Raw genomic sequence first — 16,750 nt, forward strand, 5'->3', positions numbered from 1 at the left:
CTCCGTATCACACTACCTCTGCGCGCAGCCCACCTCCACACATCCTTAAATGTTTCCGAGACCGGAGTTGCTGGTCATGTTGTCCTATGCGTCCACGCTCATTGCCCGCCGTCACGTCCTGGTCCGCGCGCTCGGCATCACCGCGACAGGCGCGGCGCTGCCGCTCCCCCTGATCGTCGCCGACACGCCCGAGGCCCGCATTGCCCACCACCTGCGCGAGGCCTGCACCGCGCTCCAGGAGCTGTATCCCGAGGCCGCCTTTCAGTCCGCATTCCGCCGGCGCGCGGCGTTCGATTGGGTCAGCGCCGGCGACATCGTTGCCGTGATCAAGGCCGCGGAACGGAATCCGCCGCCGGGACTCGAATCGTCATGAGGTTCTGTCTGCGTTGTGACGACACCGGCTTCGTCTGCGAAGCCCATCCCAGCCTCCCCTGGAGCGACAGTCCGCGCGGCTGCCGCTGCGGCGCACCCGGCGATCCCTGCCCGATCTGCAACGGCGCGCTGCGCGAGGCCGAACCGCCTGCGATCAATCCAGCCGAGATGGACGACGCCGAGCAAGAGCTGATCGCGCTGCGCGCCCGGCGGCGGAGGCACTGATGCCGCGCCGCCCGATCGAGCTGCCGCCGAAGGTGGCACGCGAATTCATGGCCGACCTCGAGGCCTATCGCGCAGCGTCTCCCGGCCTTGCCAAGGACGAGATCGCCGCGCGGCAATGCCGGGCGTTGCGGGAATATCTGCGGCCGTCCGATGGCAAGCTGAAGCTGCCCGACGTGCGCAAGCTGATGGATGCGATGGCGGAGGAGATGGAGTGAGCCTCAGTCCGGCCGGCCGGCGGCCGGGCCACGCGGCGCCGGCTTGATCTTCGCTAGGTCGTCCTTCAGTCTGGCGCGCGCGTTCCAGAGGTCAATATGTACACGTAAAGTGTACGCTGATTTCAGCGTTGGGATTGGCCCGACGCTTCAAAAGGGACAAAGGAGCCCTCGCATGTTCAACTTCTTCAAGCGCAACACCCTCAAGGAGATGCAGTCGCATCGCGATCAGGCCGAGCGCCTGGGCATCCAGTATCTTGAAGCGCTTGCCGTCAAGGGCACGCTGAGCCGCGCGATGCTGATGCATGTCGCCAAGGCGCTGAATGCTCATCCCGACGAGCTGATCGAGATGATCCCCGACCGCCGCCGCCCGGCCCGTCATGCGAAGGCGATGGATGGCCTCCGCAAGGCGAACCTGATCGGCGATCGCCGGTCCTTCGCCGACTTCGAGCGGCACGACGACTAACGCGCCACGCGGTCCCCGGCAACGGGGACCGCACCTCGCCCGATTAGGAGGCCCATCATGGAGCTTGAGAACGTCTACAATCTGTTGCGCGACTTCTGCGGCCTGTCGCAGCAGGATGCCGCCGACTTCCACGACACCCGGCTCGACAGCGTCAAGTCCTGGTGCAGCGATCGAAGACTGGCTCCGCAGGGGGCCGTCAACGAGCTGCAGCAGCTCGCGCGCAAGATCTCGGATGCCGGCGAGGACTACGCCGGCAAACTCCGAAAGCTTGCGCGTGGCGAGACCGTCATGGTCGCCCTGCCCGTCGATGACGACGAGGCCCGCACCTTCGGCTTTCCGTCGCTCGGGGCCTACATGCGCGCTGTCACGATCGCGATCGCGCGCCTGCCGCCTGACCTGCATGTTCGCATGCATCGCCGCGGCCGCGGCGAGCCACCACTCAACGAGGATGTACCAATGCTGACCGCACCAGCGAAAATTCGATTTGACGGCACCCTGACCTATCTCGACGACGGCCGCGTGCAAGGATCCTTCGCCGTGTTCGCAACGAAAGGCGCAACGACCAAGATGGAAGGCGATCAGCGGCTATGCGACGGCGAGGCCGAGGCGCTCGCCTGGCTCGACAACCAAGCCTCAGCCAGGCGCATTGATGCCTATGGCCTCGCTCGGATCGACGAGCACGGCCGCTCGGTCAAGAAGCCTCTGGGAACGCGGTTCTGAACAAAAAGCCCGGCAACGCGGGCATGCGTCGCCGGGCGAGATCGTGAGCAACTTGGATTTGGTGAGAGGGCCTGGGTCTCCCTCTACCCTTCCGCGGCAGCCGGCATCGGAACGGGAGTGAAATCGAGATAGTAGGCCTTGCCCTTCTCGAAAGCGTCGATCGCATCCGGGTTGGTGATGGTGATCGACAGATGGCCCGAAGGCGTCCACTTCGACCACGATTTGTTGGTGCCCTCGACGTCGCCGTCGGCGTAGGTGCCGAACACCGGCTTCATCGTGATGGTTGCATACTGATCCGTCCCGGGCACGTCGTTGTGGCGGATGTCTTCGACAAAGAACTTCGCTCGGACCGTCATCGGTCTTCTCCTTGCTTGATTGCCGGCTGCCGGCCGGCGCGGATTCTAGTCGTCCTCGCGGGCGAGCCACGCCGCGACGTGCGGCGCGATGTCAGTAACCTCCGGCTTGCTGTCGCCAGGCGACCACAGCAGTTTGCCGTCGCGGTCGCTGCTGTCCCAATCCCGCGCGATCTCGTCGGCGATGTCGTCGGCATCGAGACCGCAGAACAGGCCGGAGACGCGGAAGACGCCGCGCTCCTGCGCCGCATCGAGATAGGCGAACACGCGCCGGCGCAGCCCTGAATTGACGCCGCCCATCACGCCCCTCCCGGCTGCACATAGCAGAACACGTAGCGATTGCGGCTCAGGAAGATCACGCCGTGGCCGGTGGGGTTGCCGCGGTCCCATTTCAGCTTGTTCGGCGGCACCTCGATCTCAGTCCCCATGGGCACATGCGGCCGGCCGCGCGGCTCGTCCGGGCGATCGTCGGTGATGACGACATAGGTCCTGCCGTCGCGGACGTGGATCTCGTCAGCGAAATAGGCATCGGCCTCGCCGCAGCAGGACGCCGTCGGGACGTCCGGCTGCATCAAGCTCTCGTACCAGGCGCGCAGCGCCGGATCGGCGTTCTGCCACTGGCCGAGATCGCGGGCATGGACTGGCCGGGCGACCGAAAACAGCGCGGCCGCGGCGATCAGCGAGAGGACGCCGACGACCACCATCAGGATGCGGAGGATGGTCTGACCGGCGGCGTCTTGGCCCGCGCGCGGCGGACCCCAGCCGAATAGGCCGACCATGACGATGCACAGCGCAACGGTTGCGAGCAGGACGGCAATGGCGGACAGCATCACGACCTCCCGCTGGCCGGCGGCGCCGCGCGCCAGGTGCCGAACGCATAGTCCCAGAGCGGCAGGGTGATGCCGAAATTGCAGCTCGCGTCGTGATGATGGGCGAGATGCCACAGCGCGTAGCGGCGCACCGGGCGCGGCAGGCGGTTGAGGTCGACATGGTGCAGCACATGGTGCCACGCCATGAACCAGCAGTAGCCAATGACGAAGCCGGTGAACGCCGGCAGTGGCAGCACCGCCCAGGCGGCGGCGAAGATCAGCGGCGTGTACCAGATCGGAAACACGACATATTCCGCCGGATGCGTGTGATGCCGCTCATGCGCGCCGTGATACAGCAGCCCGTGCAGCGGCAGGCGGTGCATCCAGTATTCGACCAGGGTGAAGCCGAGGAAGCCGGTGACGGCCCAGCGCGCCCACAGCCAGCCGAGCGCCTGGCGATCCCAGACGAGGAGCACGACCGCCAGCAGCGGATAGAGGATGAAGTCGAGCCAGAACAGCCAGTTCGGCTGCGCGAAGGCACCGCCGCGCAGCGCCAGCCGCGCGGCCTGGATGAGCCACGTCATGGGGTGATGTCCTTGTGTGATGGATGGCCAGATCAAGTCCGGCCATGACGAGGGATAGCTACTGACGCAGAACCGGACTGCGCTCGAGCTGCCGCACGCGCGCTTCGTGGTCGGCGAGGCCCTGCTGCTGCACCGTGAGCTGCATGCGCAGGGCCTCGATCTTGGCGGACTGCTCGATCTGCGCGATCCGCATCTGGTCGAGTTTCTCGGCGATCTGGTCCATCGACGAGATGGCGCGATTGCCGATCGAGAAACCGATCGGCAGCAGCACCGTGGTCGCGACGATCATGCTGGCCCGCGACCAGGCCTTGAGCAGCACGCTGTCGACGAGCTTTTCGCTGACCGTCCTGTCAGCGCCCTTGTCCGATTGGCTCACGTGTCATTCCCACCTGTTGGCCCGTCGCCGGGCGCTGTTGCTTTGCGATGACGCAACTCAACACCACCCGATGAACTTCGCCTCGCCCACACGCCGCGTCTCGACCAGCCCGCATTTCGAGCAGGTCCGATCCTGGAAAGTGCCAACCCACGTCTTGACCTCGAAGCAGATCATCGGGCCCGTCGAGAATTGCGTCTCGCGCTCGACCACGTCGAACCAATGTCGGCAGAACAGCCGCTTCAGCCTGGTGATCAGCCGCCTCATCGCCGGAACGCCTTGGCCGCGATGGCGATGGCCGCCGCCGGCGGCGCGACGTAGAACAGCGCCTGCAGGATCGCCAGCTCGGTCTCGTGCAGCTTGCCGAGCGTCTCGACGCCCCATGAGCCGACCTTGTGCGCCTGCCATTCAAACCATGGCACCACATAGAACCGCAGCGCCGGCACCGGATAGAACGGCGAGGAGTCGAGCACGACCAGCCAGACGTGATAGGCCAGCGCGAGGCCGATCAGGAACGTGACGATGCCCATCGGACCCCAGGCGCCCTCGTTCTTGCGCGCCTCGGCGCGCGAGCGGTTGGCCTCCGTCACCGAGGCCAGCCACGAATGACCGAACGAGACGGCCGCCTCGTCCTGCTTGCCCTCACGCGCGGCCTGCGTCTGCCTGGCCTTGATGATCGTGTCGCCGATGGTCGCGGCGAGACCGGGAACGAGCGGGCCGAGAAACGACAGGATGAGGCTGAGGCCGCCCGTGAGAAAGCCGGCGATCAGCGCCATCACTGCACCGCCTTGTTGATCGAGCGCAGGCGCGCGACGATGAAGATGATGCCGATGACGACGCCGGCGGCGGACACCAGCGACGGATAGGACTGCAGCCCGTCGAGGATCATCTGCTTGAGGTTGAGGCTGGGATCACCGAGCAGCACGGCGAGCCGGTCGATCGCCTCCATCACGATCGACGGCAGCAGCACCGCGTAGCCCGACGCGATGGTCGCCGAACGGCCGCACAGCGCCCAGGCCTTGGCCCAGAAGCCATCGGCCTCGGCATAGAACGCCTTGAACGCCGGCATCGCGCGCAGCACCGGCCGGATGGCGACGACATAGACGACAGCAAGCGCAACGGCGCCGAGCAGGATCCACAGCAGCATGGTCAGTTCCTTTCAGGGGTCGGGAGCACGGAGATGAATTCGGCGCGGTCGACCACCGCGCGCAGCAGCCAGGCGCCGGCGCCGAGACATGCGGCGGCAAAGACGACGCAGAGCAGCAGGCCGAGCGCGAGCTCGCCGCGGCTCATCGGTCCGGGGCCGCATCGCCGCGGCGCCGAAGGCGGCAGGCCGAAATGGCGGGGCATGTCGGAATCCTCCGCGCGGCGATCAGAACCAGTTGGCGATGACGGCCGCGCGCTTGCGCGCCAGCAGGATCGTCGCGGCGATCGCCAGCGCGACGGCGAGGCCGGCGACGGCCGCCACGGCCGCCGGCGGCAGCGGCGTCGGCGACTCCGTGCCCTGCCGCGCGCCCTCGTGGCCGGCGCCGGCCGCCACGGTGGTTCCGGCCGCCCCGGTCGCGACGGTGCGCAGGCGGCGCTCCTTGGCCGTGGCGGCGTCGACGACGTCCTTGGGCGGCTTGGCCGTCGGCGGGCTGCCCGGCATGCTCTTCGCCACCGGCAGGATCCGGTCGACCGAGGCCATCCGGGCGATGATCGGGTCGTTGCCAGCCATCAGATGCAGCCGGTCGGCCAGGCCGTTGCTGCCGCCGTTCCAGAGCCTGACGCAGCCCTTGAAGTCGCCGGCGTCGGCCTTGGCGTTGAGGCCCTTCCAGTCCCAGAACGCGGCGCAGATCTCCGGCTGCCGCTCGAGCTGCGACACCGCCTCGGGACGATCGACCGCCGGCACGCCGGTCCGCGCCTCGCATTCCCGATAGCCGTCGCGGCCGGTCCATTGCGGGCCGCCGCGGCCGATATAGGTCGAGCCGTCATGGCTGCCGGGCCGGTTGCCCATGCGGCCGCCGTAGATCTCGTCGAACGCCTTGAGCTGCCAGCCCGGCGCGGTGCCGAACCGCGCCCGCACGGCCGCGGCCGAGGCGAAGCGGTTGGGCCAGACCTGCGCCATCCGCTCCGGCGTGTACGCCAGGCTCTCGGTGAGGCCCTTCAGCGCGAAGCCTCCGCATTCGTGCTCGAGGTTGGCGAAGAAGTACGACAGCCGCGTCCGCGTCGCGTTGACGCCGACCTTGGTCAGCACCTCCTGCCTGGCGACGAACGCCTCGATCACGGCCTCAGGCGCGCGCGGGAACACCGCGCGCAGGGTTTCGCGCGTCAGCTCGATCATGTCGGGGGCTCCGATGGAGGGAAAACGGTGCAGGTCGCCGGCTCCAATCCAGGATCGGTCGACTTTCCAGAGGTTGTGGTGTTAAAAGAAATCGCCTACTCGGCGACCGCCGGAGGCCGGGGCAAGGGGGCATCCGAGGTGCACGGGACAGACAAACACTCCGGCATCGATGGCCGGATCATCGATCACGCAACTCACTATCGTGCTGATATCGACGGGCTCCGCGCTATCGCGGTGTTGTCCGTCGTCACGTTCCACGCCTTTCCAAATCTGCTCCGCAGCGGCTTCGTCGGCGTCGACATCTTCTTCGTGATCTCAGGCTACCTGATCACGTCCATCATCCTCACCGACCTTGCCGCCAAACGCTTCACGCTGACGAACTTCTATGCCCGGCGCGTGCGCCGCATCTTCCCGTCGCTGATCATCGTGCTGACCTGCTGCCTAGTCGCCGGCGGCCTCTTGTTCTGGGCGGATGATTTCGCCCGGCTCGGAAAGCACACCGCCGCAGGTGCGGGATTCGTTGCCAATCTCGCCCTCTGGCAAGAGGCCAACTATTTCGACGTCGCATCTGACACCAAGGTCCTGCTGCATCTGTGGTCGCTCGGTGTCGAGGAGCAGTTCTATCTGGTCTGGCCGGCTCTCATGTTGCTCGCCTGGCGAAGTCGCCTCAATCGCTTCGTCCTGATCGCGGCCATTCTGGCGTTGTCCCTGGTCTACAGCATCAAGGCGACGTCGACGGACCCGGTCGCCGCGTTCTACTCGCCGGCATCACGCCTCTGGGAGCTCGCGGCCGGCGCAAGCCTCGCGAACCTGACCCTGTTCCCATCTAGAGCCGCGGCCTGGATCGAACGCACGATCGGCATTGCGCTGACAACGATCTTCTTCGAACGCGACGCCAACACCGATCCCGATCGCGCCTACCGCCATGTCATCTCAACACTGGGCATGGCTCTCGTCCTCTCATCGGTCGTCGTGATCACACGGCGACATGAGTTTCCCGGCTGGTGGGCTCTGTTGCCGGCGACCGGCGCCTATCTTCTCATTCTCGCCGGCCCCGAGGCGTGGCTCAATCGCTGGGTGCTCTCCAGCAGGATCCTGGTCTGGTTCGGGCTGATCAGCTACCCTCTCTATCTCTGGCATTGGCCCCTGCTGACCTTCGCACGGCTCCATTTCGGCAACGTCGCGCCGCCACCACAGCTCGTGCTCGCCCTTGTCGCAGCCTCCGTCGTGCTGGCGTGGCTTACCTATCAGCTGGTCGAAAAGCCCATCCGGTTCGGGCAGCGCGCGAGAAAGGCTTCGATTCCCGCCCTGGTGACAGCAATGGCCGCGATCGGCGCGTTCGGGATCGTCGACGTCCTCGGCAAGGGCTTTCCGGGCCGGCTCGAGCAGGACAAGGCTGCCTACGCTGACTATTTCAATGTGGGCTCACCGAGGCTGCAGGCTGAGTACATCAATTACATCTCGCAGAACCAGTGCAACTTCTACGCCTGGGACTCCAAAATTCCGACGATTGCTCCGCGCGCCGCCATTGATCCGAACTGCTATACTCGCCATTCCGAGCAGAGCATCATGATCCTCGGAGACTCGAACGCATCCGATCTATACTACGGTCTCAGCGAGGTTCTTCCGAAGACCGTTTCACTGCTCTTGATCTGGAGTTCCGGGTGCCAGGTGAGTGAGGTGATCGAGCGCATCATCGATACCCATCACTGTCATATGGCGAACTATTTTGCGATACAGCGTATCAAGATCGATCCCCCAAAGGTGCTGCTGCTGTCATCGAACAATTCGTTCGACATCGCCTACATCCGCCAGTTCGCGAGGACCGTAAAAGGCTACGGCGTCAAGCATGTGCTCGTCTTGGGGCAACGGCCGCACTGGAAACCCTTCCTCTATAAGGTCGTTCTCGATAACTACTGGCCTGAGATTCCACGCTATATCAAGGGCCACCTCGATGATGATCTGATGGCCTTCACCAAAGCGTTTCAGTCGCAGATCCGGCCTGACGAACCGTTCGAATTCGTCGACGAGATGAAGCCGTTCTGCAACGCGGAGGGATGCTTGAGCTATCTCGGCAACGATCCGAAAGAGGGTCTCATCACTGCGGATACTGTGCACTTGCGACCACACGCGTCGATCTGGCTGGCGCGGCAACAGCTTGCTCCGCTGATCATGAACCGCCTTGGCGAGTGATCCGAGCTAATAGGCATAAGCGCCATGAGCGCCTGTAGCCGTGACACTCGCAGGCAGCGCTGTTCCGTTGTACTTGAAGGTATGACCGTCATCCACCAGGATGTTTCCTGGTGTGCCCCAGGCCGCCGCGTTGCCCGTGATCGCTGTTCCGACCGTCGTGAGGCCCGGACCGTACAACTCCATGAGATTCGTGATGGCCATTCCGCCGGTCGGCTGAATGCCCGGGCCAAGCGAGATCTGACCGCCACGATCCGCCCGGATGATGTTTTTGAACGTATTGTTGAAAGTCATGATGTTGAAGATGGCGAAGATGCAGGCGCCGTTATCGAGGTATACGCCGACATCGTTCGCTCCGCCGCCATTGATGCGAACATTGGCAAAAACATCGACGACGCCGTTTCCGTGCAGTTTGATGGCGGCCTTACCGAAGACGTTGTTCTGCGAATTCAGCGTGACGTCCTGCATGATCAGCTCGGCATTGTCGCCGACCGACACGAGGTCCACGCCGCTGCTCGGCGATTGGATCGTAGCAGTACCCCCATTTCCCTTCAGGTTGATGACGTTTGATCCAAGGCCCTGGCCGCCGAGGCTAAGCGTCTGCGCGAAGGTCTGGCCCGCCGTCAGCGCGATCGTGGATGACGACCCCTGCATATCCGAGTCATAGTAGATGGCCGAAGCCGCGTCCTGAATGTTGACAAAGGCGCTCGCGCCTGACGCCAACCCGTCGACCGTTCCGCGCGCACCGGTGCTGCCGGTATCGCAGCAGAACGTCACATTCCCTTGCGCCCATCTCTGCTTCTTCGGAAACCAGTCCCAAACGGGTCCAGATCCATCATTGGCACTGAAGATCTGGACATTCTGGCCGGGGTAGAGAATGAAGGTTGTGCCGTTCAGATTGATCCGCTTTCCGCGTCCCGTGCCGACGCCGGAATATGAATCCGTGTTGCGCACCATCACCGAGAAGTCCGATTGATAGCTCGACGCGGCGCCGAACGTCAGTTCGAAAAAGGCGTTATTTCCCACGTGCAGGGTCGAGCCGGCGTCGCCAGTCACAACCGAATATGCGGCGGTCTTTGCTAAGGTCTGTTTGTTGCGCCAGCCGGAAGTCGGGCTAAGCGCGGCAATGCCAATCGAGATAACCCGCCACACACCGTCGCCGAGCGGCAGCGCCCAGCAGGAATCGCCAGGCGAGAACGTGTAGTTCTGCGATCCCGGCATGAGCAGCTTCGAGGAGTGTACGAAGGTCGGGTTGCCGACCAGATAGAGATGGATCGGCGGCCCCTTGGGCCAGCCCGGCAGGCCGCGCACGGTGCCGGTGCCCTCGACCCAATAGGCGTCGCCCATGGCGCTCATGGCGAGCTCGGGATTCGAGGCGAGCACGCCGCCATAGCGGTGCAGCGGCGGCAACTGCGGGGTCGCCGGGAACGACGAGGCGTGGTTGGTCATCAGAGGTCTCCGCCCTGCGCGAACACCTTGAATGCCTCGCCGTTGTGGGTGGAGGCCATCAGCGACCAGCCGGTCGGCAGCACCAGGCCGTTGGCGAAGCTGACATCGTCCTCGAACACGGCGATCGTCGCCGATGGCGTAATCGCGGTCACCAGCCGCTCCTTGAGGAGATACTTGTTGGTGCCGTCATTCAGGAAATACCGGATGACGCCGGCCGTCGTGGTGCCCGAAGCGACGGCGCGCAGGCTGTCGATGCGCGAGCCCGAGCCGCCGGCGCTGACCACCGTCACCAGCGTGCCGGTGCCGTCGCGATTGGTGTTGGCGGCCGACAGCGCGGCCTGCCAGGTCTTGGGGGTACCGACGAAGACGGGAGCCGATGCCATGGGTTGGATCCTTGTTGCGAAGAGGATGGATGGCCGGGTCAAGCCCGGCCATGACGGAGGAGAGCGTGGCGCCCGCGTCGTTCGTCGGTCAGGTGCAGGTCGACCACTGCAGGAAAGCGTTGGCGCCGGCGCTGACGCCGGCGATCGCGGTGGTGACGAACGCTTCACTGGCCATCGCGACCTTGTTGCCGGCTCCAGTGCCGAGCATGACGACAACTCTCTGGTTGTCGGTGTCGTAGACCGGCTCGAATTGCAGTCCGGTGTAGCCCCCGATCTGCGCAGCTGTGCCGAAGCCAAACCCGAATTGCGTATGCGTCGTCATGCGATGGACCCACAGCTGAATGTTGCGATGACGGGATCGGCAATCGACCCCATGCTGAGGACCGGCACGCTGGCGCCGATCGGCGTCGGCCCGGCCCAATCAGCCGAGGTATTGGAGGCCTTCACCCAGAGCCGGAAAGGCGACACGTCGGTCTGCAGGAAGGCATAGCCGGTGGTCTGGCCGTCATAGGTGGCGCGCTCTGCCAGCGTGCCGGATGCATCGTAGCTGAGCCCCTGCCCTTGCAGTCCTTGGACGCCCTGGGCGCCCTGCGCGCCCTGCGGGATGCCGAAGGCGAGGCTGGCGGCCGAGGACGTGCCGAGATTGGTGACGGTCGCGTTGGAGCCGGCCGGCAGGGTCGTGGTCGAGCTGATCGTGATCGTGGCGGCCGTGCCGGGCGCGCCCTGGGGCCCCTGACTGCCTGGGTCGCCCTTGCCAGCGACCAGGTCCCAGAACGACGGGTTGCTCTCAGGGGGCTTGTTGGTACTCGGCGCTTTGGCGATGTAGCTCGAGCCGAGCCGCGAGACCATGTCGGAGGCGATGTAGTCCGTGACGCTGTCCCAGGCGCCGCGGTTGGTCGAGGTGCCCGCGGGATTGCCCTGGGCTACCCAGACGCCGGCGACCTTGAGCCACAGCTTCCAGAGGCCGGTGTTGGTCTTGAGCGCATACTGCCCGTCCTCGCCGATCGACGGGTCCGGCGCCTCGCCCGTGACCGCGTAGATCGTGCCCATGCCGTTGAGAATCGCGACCAGCGCAGAGACGTCGGCCATCGCCTGGCCGCCGGCGAAGCGCAGCGGCGAGCGCTGCACGATCTTGTAGGCCGTGCCCGCCGTCACCGTGGTGTACGGCCAGGCGTCGATGACGAGATGCGTCTCGTCGGTGACGTCCTCGATGATGACGGTGTGGCCGGCGATGACGATGTCGTCGCCGGCGCGCACGTTGACGCCGGACCAGATCGTGCCGGTGCCGACGATCACCGTATCGCCATTGGCGACCGCGACCGTGCCTGTCGCGTAGCTCGGAAAGGCCATGCGTCCCTACCTGCGAAAATCGGTGATGTAGACCTGGCCGCCGGCGAGCGAGAACCGCGCCCCGGTCGAGACCACGCGCATCCGGAAATTATGCGCGCCGTTGGCAAGGCTGGCCTGGGTGTGGCGGATGGAGATCGGCAGATACAGCTCGAACAGCGGCGAGCCGCCGCCGAACGGGTTGAGCATGTGGATCCAGCTCCACGACTTCACGACGACGTTGTCGACCAGCAGGTCGATCTGCGAGAACGGCCGCGTGCCGCCATAGTTGAACGAGGCGTTCGACCACTGCGCCTCGTAGGCGATCGTCGCCTTGCCCGACTTGATCACCGTGGTGATGTTGAGGAAGTCGGAGAAGTCATCGGTCTTGGCCGGCGTCGCGAACACCTGGGTCGAGGACACCGCGCCGTCGATGATGTTCGGCAGGTCGACGCCGTTGACGGCCAGTTGCGTCGTCGAGATCGAGCCGGCCTGGATGTGCACGGCCTGGACCGCGCCGGCTTGGATCATCGGCGCCGTGATCGTGCCGTTGGCGAGCAGGTTGCCGTTGATGACGACCGAGGGCGTCGCGCCGACAACGCCGGTCGTGAACAGGCTGTAGGGCACGCCGCCATTGACCGAGGGCAGCGATATCTGGACGCGGTCGGCGAGGAAGTTGAGGACGCTGCCCGAGTTGCTGCCGTTGACCAGCCGGATCCCCGAGATGGCGCCGTTGACGTTGACCGTCACGGCCCAGGACGCCGCGGCATAGCCGTCGAGCTCGGCGACGGCCGACGACACCGTGGAAGCCGACGAGAACGCCGGGCCGAAGGTCGCCGAGACCTCGGCCTGATAGCTGGCAAACGCCAGATCCTGGTCGACCATCGCCTGCTGCAGGATCTCGATCTGCGCCTTGGCATCGCCGGCCATCGCGAACAGCTGGGTGCGGATCTGCTTCTTGTCGACCCAGTTGCGCGCATCCTGGTTGGAGCTGATCGCCGCGATCCGCTGCGTCACGTCGTCGAGCGCCGCCTTGATCTCGTCCTGCAGGGTCGTGACCTGGAATTGCAGGCCTTCGATCAGCGAGGTTAGCGCCACCGATTGCGGGATCGCCGCGATGGTCGGCGCCAGCACGTCGACGGTCGAATACGGTCCCCGCACGGCGGTGTTGACCGCCTGCACCCGCAGCTTCACCGCGGCGAGCGACACCACCGCCGAGAACTGGTTGTCCTGGCCCTCATAGACCTGCTGCCAGTGCACGCCGTCGTCATAGGAAACGTCGGCGATGTAGTAGAGCGCGCCGGCCGCCGGAAACCACGACGCCGACAACTTCGGCTCGATCGCGCCCTGGCCGAAATTGGCGTTGAGGCCGGCGATCAACGGCACCTTGTCGTTCGCCGGGAATTGGCCGACCGGCAGCAGCGGCGGGCTGCCGAGGTCGGTGGCGTGTACGCGCTCGTCGTCCACGACCAGCGAGAGCGTGGCATATTCGCCCGACGGCGTGCCATTGAGCACGACGCAGAGCTTCGACGACGAGGTGCCGTTGCCGAACTCGAACGACGGATCCTCGGCTCCATCGGCGCGCGCCAGCACGGCCGACAATGTCGTCGACTGCGCGGTCTCCGCGCTCGCCAGGCTGGCCGCGTCGAGCACGGCGAGGCTCGCGTCCGCGCCCTGCGTCGCCACCACCGGGCCGAACCATGTGCCGTTCGGACGGCGCAGGCGGATGTAGTACGGCCCGGTCCCCCAGACGGGCGCCGGATCGAGCGTCAAGGTGCGGACCGCGACCGAGGTCACGGCGCCGCCCTGGCCGTAGGCCTCCGGCAGCTCGGACTGCAGCCGCAGCACCGAGCCGAGCGTGATCGCGCGGCCCTCATACTCGACGCGGACGCTCGGCGTCTCCCGGCGGTAGATCGAGGCGAGGTAGTAGAACGCGGCCTCCCGGAACGCCTGCGCGCGGGTGACGATGCCGTCGATGCGGCGCACCTCCGGAAAGGTCGCCGTGAAGGTGAGATCATCCGGCGGATACTGGACCGAGGCCGGCAACCAGGTGGTCTCGTCGATATACTCGATGGTGACAGCGTCCGGATCCTCGTCGCCAAGCATCTGGAAGCCGATCGAGGTGGAATCCCGGACCACCTCCCGGTCGGTCAGGAGCAGCGACGGCACGTCGCGCCATTCGTCGCGCACGATCGAGACGGTGTCGCCGAGCCAGAAGTGGCGGGCGCGGGCGACGGTCAGGATCTTGTCGAGCGCCTCGGGCACCGCGACCGCGGTGTCGAAACGGTAGTCGAACTGGTCGCCGCGGCTGGCGCAGCCGGCGGCAAAGGCGACCACGGCGTTGAAATCGACCTTGGAGATCGATAGCCCCGAGCCGTAGCCAGCATTGACCACGGCGTCGAGGAACGCCCAGCCGGGGTTGCGCGTCGCCTGCGTCGCGAAGGCCGCTCCCGTCCATACCGGCAGCTTGCGGGTGCCGAGCACGCCGAACTTGTAGCTGCCTTGCGTCGACTGCGAAGCCTTGATGCGCAGCGCCACCGTCGAAACGTCGGCGAAGGAATTGGCGCCGGCGAGGAAGGTGCGCAGGCCGGCCCAGATCACGGCGTTGTTGCCGTCCTGGCCGGAGAGCTCGGCATCCTCGCGGCGGAAGCGGACGAGATAGCGGCCGGGCGAGACGTCGACCTTGACGCTGTCGCGGATCGGCGACTGCGCGGCATAGGAGCGCTCGATCGCGAACAGCGTGACGTAAGGACCGGTCGCGATGCCCAGATCGTCGCAGGGCGCATATTCGGCCGTGAGACCCACGGTCGAATAGCCGATGTTGCCGTCGTCCTTGTTGTAGGTGTAGCAGCCCGACGGAAACACGAAGTCGGTCGCGATCGCCTGCGCGTCCGTGCCGGCCGGGTTGGCCGCGAAGCCGCCGAGCCAGGCGCCGGGCGAGCGGCCGAACGGCGGGAAATGGACGCCGGCCGGACCGTAGAAGCCGCCCGACGTGCCCGAGCCCGACGGGAGCTGCTGGCCGGAGACCTCCGCCGACTGGTCGACATTGACCGGAAACAAGGTGACGGTCTGGCCCGGCTCATAGAACGCGAGCTGGCAGTCGAAGCCGGGCTCGATGCCGGTGCCGGCATGCCAGAGCAGCGTGTCATCGATGTAGAGCGCCTCCGGCTCGAGGCTGCCCATCGTCGTCGCCAGCAGCACGTTCAAATACTGATCGTTGGCGACGAACTCGCCCCAGGGCGTGGCGGCGAACTCCGGATAGCGCTTGAGCCGGCCGTACCAGACCGGCAGCGGCTGGCCGAGCCGCGCGGTGTTACCCTGCGCCGCAACCGAATAGATCTGGTCCTGCGTCGCCGAGGGGGTGTTGGTGGCGCCGGCCTTGGGCGCGGTCAGCGCGTTGATCAGCAGCGAGCCGCCGAGGCCGATCGCCGCCCCCAGCGCCGCTGCGCCAAAGGTGCCTGCGCCGAACGAGGCGCCGAGCAGCGCCGCGGCGCCGCCGCCGGTGATGAAGGTCGCGAACGCCGCCACCGCGATCAGCGCGACCAGGCCGATGACGCTCTTGCCCTGGTTGCGGCCGCCTCCGCCCCCGCCGCGCGGGAACGACAGGAAGCGCACGCTATCAGCGGCGCCGATGCGGCGCCGGCGCCAGTCGGCGCGCAGCACCGCCTCGCCATTGACCTCAAGGATGGTCGGCAGGCCCCTAGCGAACTGCCAACCGTGCCGGCTGTCGCGGCGCGCCCACCCGGTGCGGCGCAGGAACGCCGCCACGGTCTCGCGCGGGCGCGGCACGGCGCTGGCGACCTCGAGGCCCGGCATCACCAGGTGCACGACGGGCCGCATCACCGCCGCCGGCGCGCGCGACCGCCTGTCGCGCGATCGCGCGCGGCCGCGCGCCGGCCCGCGGCTGGCATCGCGAACATAGGCGGCGCAAGCTGCGCCTTCGCTGACCTTCGTGCGCCTTACCATCACCCGTTCGGCTCCCAGAACGAGATGCTGATCCAGCCCTGCGACCTCAGGGCCTGAACGTCCTCACAACACACGCCGTTGCGGCGGTCGCAGTGGATCACCTTGCGCTCGGCCGCGAGCCAGACGCCGATGTGGCCGGCGCCGGCGAACCGCCCCATCAGCACCAGCGCGCCGTCGGCGGCCGTGATCAGGCCATGCGGCCCCTGCTCCACCTCGCGCCATCGGGCGCGCTCCGGATTGCGGCCGATCTCGGCAATCATCCAGCGCCATTTCGGCTCGTCCGGCACGGCCACGCTGGGCAGCGTCCGGCCGAACAGCTCGCGCTGGACATGCGCCGCGAACTCCCAGCAATTGCGGGCCCGCCAGGACCAGGGTTCGCCGATCAGGGGCGCGAGGAATTCGGAACGGCTCGCGGCGGCAGTCATGGCAACAGGCTCGGAAACTGCTGATAGTCGTAGTTCTTGTCGCGCTTCGGAAAGCGCCTGTTCATCAGGTTCTTGACCATGACCGTACCGGTCAGCTTGGTGCCGGTCATCTCGACGGTGCGCAGCTCGAACTCGACCGGGCCATAGGCCGGCTCGGTCAGGTCGGAGCCGAGATACTCGCGATAGATCACCGTGATGTACTCGCGCACGGCCTGCGCGGCGCGGATCTTCGGCACCAGCTCGCGCGCGACGTTGTCGATCGTGATCCGGCTCGCCGGCGGCTGTCCTTCGCGCTGCTCGGGATACTCGGCCGTGAACGGGCAGGCGATGAAGGTCACGGTCTCCCCGGCATTGCGCACCGCGCCCGGCTCGATGCCGAACGTCATGTCGTCAGCGACATTGGCGACGACTCGCGCCGGCTGGTCGAACGACGATTGCCAGATCTCCAAGGTGATGTAGACGTCCTCATTCGGCGGACATGACGCATAGGCCTCGAGCAGCGCCTCGCTATGGGTCGGCATCGGTCAGTGTCTCTTCTGGCGCGTGGCCTGCTCGCAAAACAGGTGCCCACTTT

General features: G+C 66.3%; 23 protein-coding genes. 6 read left to right on the forward strand and 17 right to left on the reverse strand.

Translation table 11 applies throughout. The annotated features are described in order from the left end of the window. The first annotated feature begins 76 nt into the window (after nt 1-76). The 5 genes from ACQR03_RS06465 (at nt 77) to ACQR03_RS06485 (ending at nt 1,995) form a co-directional block, all read left to right on the forward strand. Complete coding sequence (locus ACQR03_RS06465) at nt 77-373, forward strand: hypothetical protein (RefSeq protein ID WP_434841068.1); 297 nt, start codon at nt 77-79, stop codon at nt 371-373. Continuing rightward, nucleotides 370-597 (forward strand): hypothetical protein, encoded by a 228-nt coding sequence (locus ACQR03_RS06470; RefSeq protein WP_434841069.1) that lies wholly within the window; start codon nt 370-372, stop codon nt 595-597. Before ACQR03_RS06465 ends, ACQR03_RS06470 begins: the two co-directional genes overlap by 4 nt. Beyond that, a complete protein-coding gene (locus ACQR03_RS06475) occupies nt 597-812 on the forward strand; it encodes a hypothetical protein (protein ID WP_434841070.1) in 216 nt (71 codons plus the stop codon). Before ACQR03_RS06470 ends, ACQR03_RS06475 begins: the two co-directional genes overlap by 1 nt. A 172-nt stretch (nt 813-984) precedes the next feature. Then, nucleotides 985-1,275: a hypothetical protein gene (locus tag ACQR03_RS06480; protein WP_434841071.1), complete on the forward strand. Its 291-nt coding sequence runs from the start codon at nt 985-987 to the stop codon at nt 1,273-1,275. Between the two features lie 57 nt (nt 1,276-1,332). After that, complete coding sequence (locus tag ACQR03_RS06485) at nt 1,333-1,995, forward strand: hypothetical protein (protein WP_434841072.1); 663 nt, start codon at nt 1,333-1,335, stop codon at nt 1,993-1,995. Nucleotides 1,996-2,078: 83 nt separating this feature from the next. Here the strand turns inward: ACQR03_RS06485 and ACQR03_RS06490 are convergent, their stop codons facing one another. The 10 genes from ACQR03_RS06490 to ACQR03_RS06535 are packed head-to-tail and all read right to left on the reverse strand — an operon-like array spanning nt 2,079 to nt 6,437. Then, complete coding sequence (locus tag ACQR03_RS06490; RefSeq protein ID WP_434841073.1) at nt 2,079-2,351, reverse strand: hypothetical protein; 273 nt, start codon at nt 2,349-2,351, stop codon at nt 2,079-2,081. A 45-nt stretch (nt 2,352-2,396) separates the two neighbouring features. After that, nucleotides 2,397-2,648 carry a hypothetical protein gene (locus tag ACQR03_RS06495; protein WP_434841074.1) on the reverse strand — a complete coding sequence of 84 codons (252 nt, stop codon included), beginning with the start codon at nt 2,646-2,648 and terminating at the stop codon, nt 2,397-2,399. Continuing rightward, nucleotides 2,648-3,178, reverse strand: coding sequence for a hypothetical protein (locus ACQR03_RS06500; RefSeq protein ID WP_434841075.1), 531 nt, complete (start codon nt 3,176-3,178; stop codon nt 2,648-2,650). Before ACQR03_RS06500 ends, ACQR03_RS06495 begins: the two co-directional genes overlap by 1 nt. Beyond that, nucleotides 3,178-3,741, reverse strand: a complete 564-nt coding sequence (locus tag ACQR03_RS06505) for a sterol desaturase family protein (protein WP_434841076.1) — start codon at nt 3,739-3,741, stop codon at nt 3,178-3,180. The genes ACQR03_RS06500 and ACQR03_RS06505 overlap by 1 nt, the downstream gene beginning before the upstream one ends. A 58-nt stretch (nt 3,742-3,799) precedes the next feature. Beyond that, a complete protein-coding gene (locus ACQR03_RS06510; protein ID WP_434841077.1) occupies nt 3,800-4,117 on the reverse strand; it encodes a hypothetical protein in 318 nt (105 codons plus the stop codon). A gap of 57 nt (nt 4,118-4,174) precedes the next feature. Then, nucleotides 4,175-4,381, reverse strand: a complete 207-nt coding sequence (locus ACQR03_RS06515; RefSeq protein ID WP_434841078.1) for a hypothetical protein — start codon at nt 4,379-4,381, stop codon at nt 4,175-4,177. Next, a complete protein-coding gene (locus tag ACQR03_RS06520; protein ID WP_434841079.1) occupies nt 4,378-4,890 on the reverse strand; it encodes a hypothetical protein in 513 nt (170 codons plus the stop codon). Before ACQR03_RS06520 ends, ACQR03_RS06515 begins: the two co-directional genes overlap by 4 nt. Further along, a complete protein-coding gene (locus ACQR03_RS06525) occupies nt 4,890-5,261 on the reverse strand; it encodes a hypothetical protein (RefSeq protein WP_434841080.1) in 372 nt (123 codons plus the stop codon). Before ACQR03_RS06525 ends, ACQR03_RS06520 begins: the two co-directional genes overlap by 1 nt. A gap of 2 nt (nt 5,262-5,263) precedes the next feature. Continuing rightward, entirely contained in the window at nt 5,264-5,464 is a 201-nt protein-coding gene (locus ACQR03_RS06530) for a hypothetical protein (protein WP_434841081.1), read from the reverse strand. Nucleotides 5,465-5,486: 22 nt separating this feature from the next. Next, nucleotides 5,487-6,437, reverse strand: a complete 951-nt coding sequence (locus ACQR03_RS06535; protein WP_434841082.1) for a glycoside hydrolase family 19 protein — start codon at nt 6,435-6,437, stop codon at nt 5,487-5,489. Between the two features lie 27 nt (nt 6,438-6,464). On the opposite strand from ACQR03_RS06535, the gene ACQR03_RS06540 reads away from it, so the two are divergent. Then, nucleotides 6,465-8,630: an acyltransferase family protein gene (locus ACQR03_RS06540; protein ID WP_434841083.1), complete on the forward strand. Its 2,166-nt coding sequence runs from the start codon at nt 6,465-6,467 to the stop codon at nt 8,628-8,630. A 6-nt stretch (nt 8,631-8,636) separates the two neighbouring features. Here ACQR03_RS06540 and ACQR03_RS06545 read toward each other — a convergent pair whose 3' ends face one another. The 7 genes from ACQR03_RS06545 to ACQR03_RS06575 form a co-directional block, all read right to left on the reverse strand. Beyond that, nucleotides 8,637-10,076 carry a hypothetical protein gene (locus ACQR03_RS06545; RefSeq protein WP_434841084.1) on the reverse strand — a complete coding sequence of 480 codons (1,440 nt, stop codon included), beginning with the start codon at nt 10,074-10,076 and terminating at the stop codon, nt 8,637-8,639. Further along, complete coding sequence (locus ACQR03_RS06550; RefSeq protein ID WP_315774851.1) at nt 10,076-10,459, reverse strand: hypothetical protein; 384 nt, start codon at nt 10,457-10,459, stop codon at nt 10,076-10,078. Before ACQR03_RS06550 ends, ACQR03_RS06545 begins: the two co-directional genes overlap by 1 nt. 88 nt (nt 10,460-10,547) lie before the next feature. Further along, nucleotides 10,548-10,781 (reverse strand): hypothetical protein, encoded by a 234-nt coding sequence (locus tag ACQR03_RS06555; RefSeq protein WP_434841085.1) that lies wholly within the window; start codon nt 10,779-10,781, stop codon nt 10,548-10,550. Further along, on the reverse strand, nt 10,778-11,809 hold the full coding sequence (locus ACQR03_RS06560; protein WP_434841086.1) for a hypothetical protein: 1,032 nt from the start codon (nt 11,807-11,809) through the stop codon (nt 10,778-10,780). The genes ACQR03_RS06555 and ACQR03_RS06560 overlap by 4 nt, the downstream gene beginning before the upstream one ends. A 6-nt stretch (nt 11,810-11,815) precedes the next feature. Continuing rightward, nucleotides 11,816-15,751 (reverse strand): host specificity factor TipJ family phage tail protein, encoded by a 3,936-nt coding sequence (locus tag ACQR03_RS06565; RefSeq protein WP_434841087.1) that lies wholly within the window; start codon nt 15,749-15,751, stop codon nt 11,816-11,818. Then, nucleotides 15,751-16,176 (reverse strand): hypothetical protein, encoded by a 426-nt coding sequence (locus ACQR03_RS06570; protein WP_434841088.1) that lies wholly within the window; start codon nt 16,174-16,176, stop codon nt 15,751-15,753. Before ACQR03_RS06570 ends, ACQR03_RS06565 begins: the two co-directional genes overlap by 1 nt. After that, entirely contained in the window at nt 16,173-16,697 is a 525-nt protein-coding gene (locus tag ACQR03_RS06575) for a DUF1833 family protein (RefSeq protein ID WP_434841089.1), read from the reverse strand. The genes ACQR03_RS06570 and ACQR03_RS06575 overlap by 4 nt, the downstream gene beginning before the upstream one ends. Nucleotides 16,698-16,750: the final 53 nt, after the last annotated feature.

Origin of the sequence: Bradyrhizobium sp. HKCCYLS3070 (genome assembly GCF_051167575.1) — a bacterium.
GTDB lineage: Bacteria > Pseudomonadota > Alphaproteobacteria > Rhizobiales > Xanthobacteraceae > Bradyrhizobium.

Bases quoted from the DNA above. Each gene is read 5' to 3' on its own strand.
- ACQR03_RS06465 (WP_434841068.1), top strand. From the start codon at position 77: ATGTTGTCCTATGCGTCCACGCTCATTGCCCGCCGTCACGTCCTGGTC.
- ACQR03_RS06470 (WP_434841069.1), top strand. From the start codon at position 370: ATGAGGTTCTGTCTGCGTTGTGACGACACCGGCTTCGTCTGCGAAGCC.
- ACQR03_RS06475 (WP_434841070.1), top strand. From the start codon at position 597: ATGCCGCGCCGCCCGATCGAGCTGCCGCCGAAGGTGGCACGCGAATTC.
- ACQR03_RS06480 (WP_434841071.1), top strand. From the start codon at position 985: ATGTTCAACTTCTTCAAGCGCAACACCCTCAAGGAGATGCAGTCGCAT.
- ACQR03_RS06485 (WP_434841072.1), top strand. From the start codon at position 1,333: ATGGAGCTTGAGAACGTCTACAATCTGTTGCGCGACTTCTGCGGCCTG.
- ACQR03_RS06490 (WP_434841073.1), bottom strand. From the start codon at position 2,351: ATGACGGTCCGAGCGAAGTTCTTTGTCGAAGACATCCGCCACAACGAC.
- ACQR03_RS06495 (WP_434841074.1), bottom strand. From the start codon at position 2,648: ATGGGCGGCGTCAATTCAGGGCTGCGCCGGCGCGTGTTCGCCTATCTC.
- ACQR03_RS06500 (WP_434841075.1), bottom strand. From the start codon at position 3,178: ATGCTGTCCGCCATTGCCGTCCTGCTCGCAACCGTTGCGCTGTGCATC.
- ACQR03_RS06505 (WP_434841076.1), bottom strand. From the start codon at position 3,741: ATGACGTGGCTCATCCAGGCCGCGCGGCTGGCGCTGCGCGGCGGTGCC.
- ACQR03_RS06515 (WP_434841078.1), bottom strand. From the start codon at position 4,381: ATGAGGCGGCTGATCACCAGGCTGAAGCGGCTGTTCTGCCGACATTGG.
- ACQR03_RS06520 (WP_434841079.1), bottom strand. From the start codon at position 4,890: ATGGCGCTGATCGCCGGCTTTCTCACGGGCGGCCTCAGCCTCATCCTG.
- ACQR03_RS06525 (WP_434841080.1), bottom strand. From the start codon at position 5,261: ATGCTGCTGTGGATCCTGCTCGGCGCCGTTGCGCTTGCTGTCGTCTAT.
- ACQR03_RS06530 (WP_434841081.1), bottom strand. From the start codon at position 5,464: ATGCCCCGCCATTTCGGCCTGCCGCCTTCGGCGCCGCGGCGATGCGGC.
- ACQR03_RS06535 (WP_434841082.1), bottom strand. From the start codon at position 6,437: ATGATCGAGCTGACGCGCGAAACCCTGCGCGCGGTGTTCCCGCGCGCG.
- ACQR03_RS06545 (WP_434841084.1), bottom strand. From the start codon at position 10,076: ATGACCAACCACGCCTCGTCGTTCCCGGCGACCCCGCAGTTGCCGCCG.
- ACQR03_RS06550 (WP_315774851.1), bottom strand. From the start codon at position 10,459: ATGGCATCGGCTCCCGTCTTCGTCGGTACCCCCAAGACCTGGCAGGCC.
- ACQR03_RS06555 (WP_434841085.1), bottom strand. From the start codon at position 10,781: ATGACGACGCATACGCAATTCGGGTTTGGCTTCGGCACAGCTGCGCAG.
- ACQR03_RS06560 (WP_434841086.1), bottom strand. From the start codon at position 11,809: ATGGCCTTTCCGAGCTACGCGACAGGCACGGTCGCGGTCGCCAATGGC.
- ACQR03_RS06565 (WP_434841087.1), bottom strand. From the start codon at position 15,751: ATGGTAAGGCGCACGAAGGTCAGCGAAGGCGCAGCTTGCGCCGCCTAT.
- ACQR03_RS06570 (WP_434841088.1), bottom strand. From the start codon at position 16,176: ATGACTGCCGCCGCGAGCCGTTCCGAATTCCTCGCGCCCCTGATCGGC.
- ACQR03_RS06575 (WP_434841089.1), bottom strand. From the start codon at position 16,697: ATGCCGACCCATAGCGAGGCGCTGCTCGAGGCCTATGCGTCATGTCCG.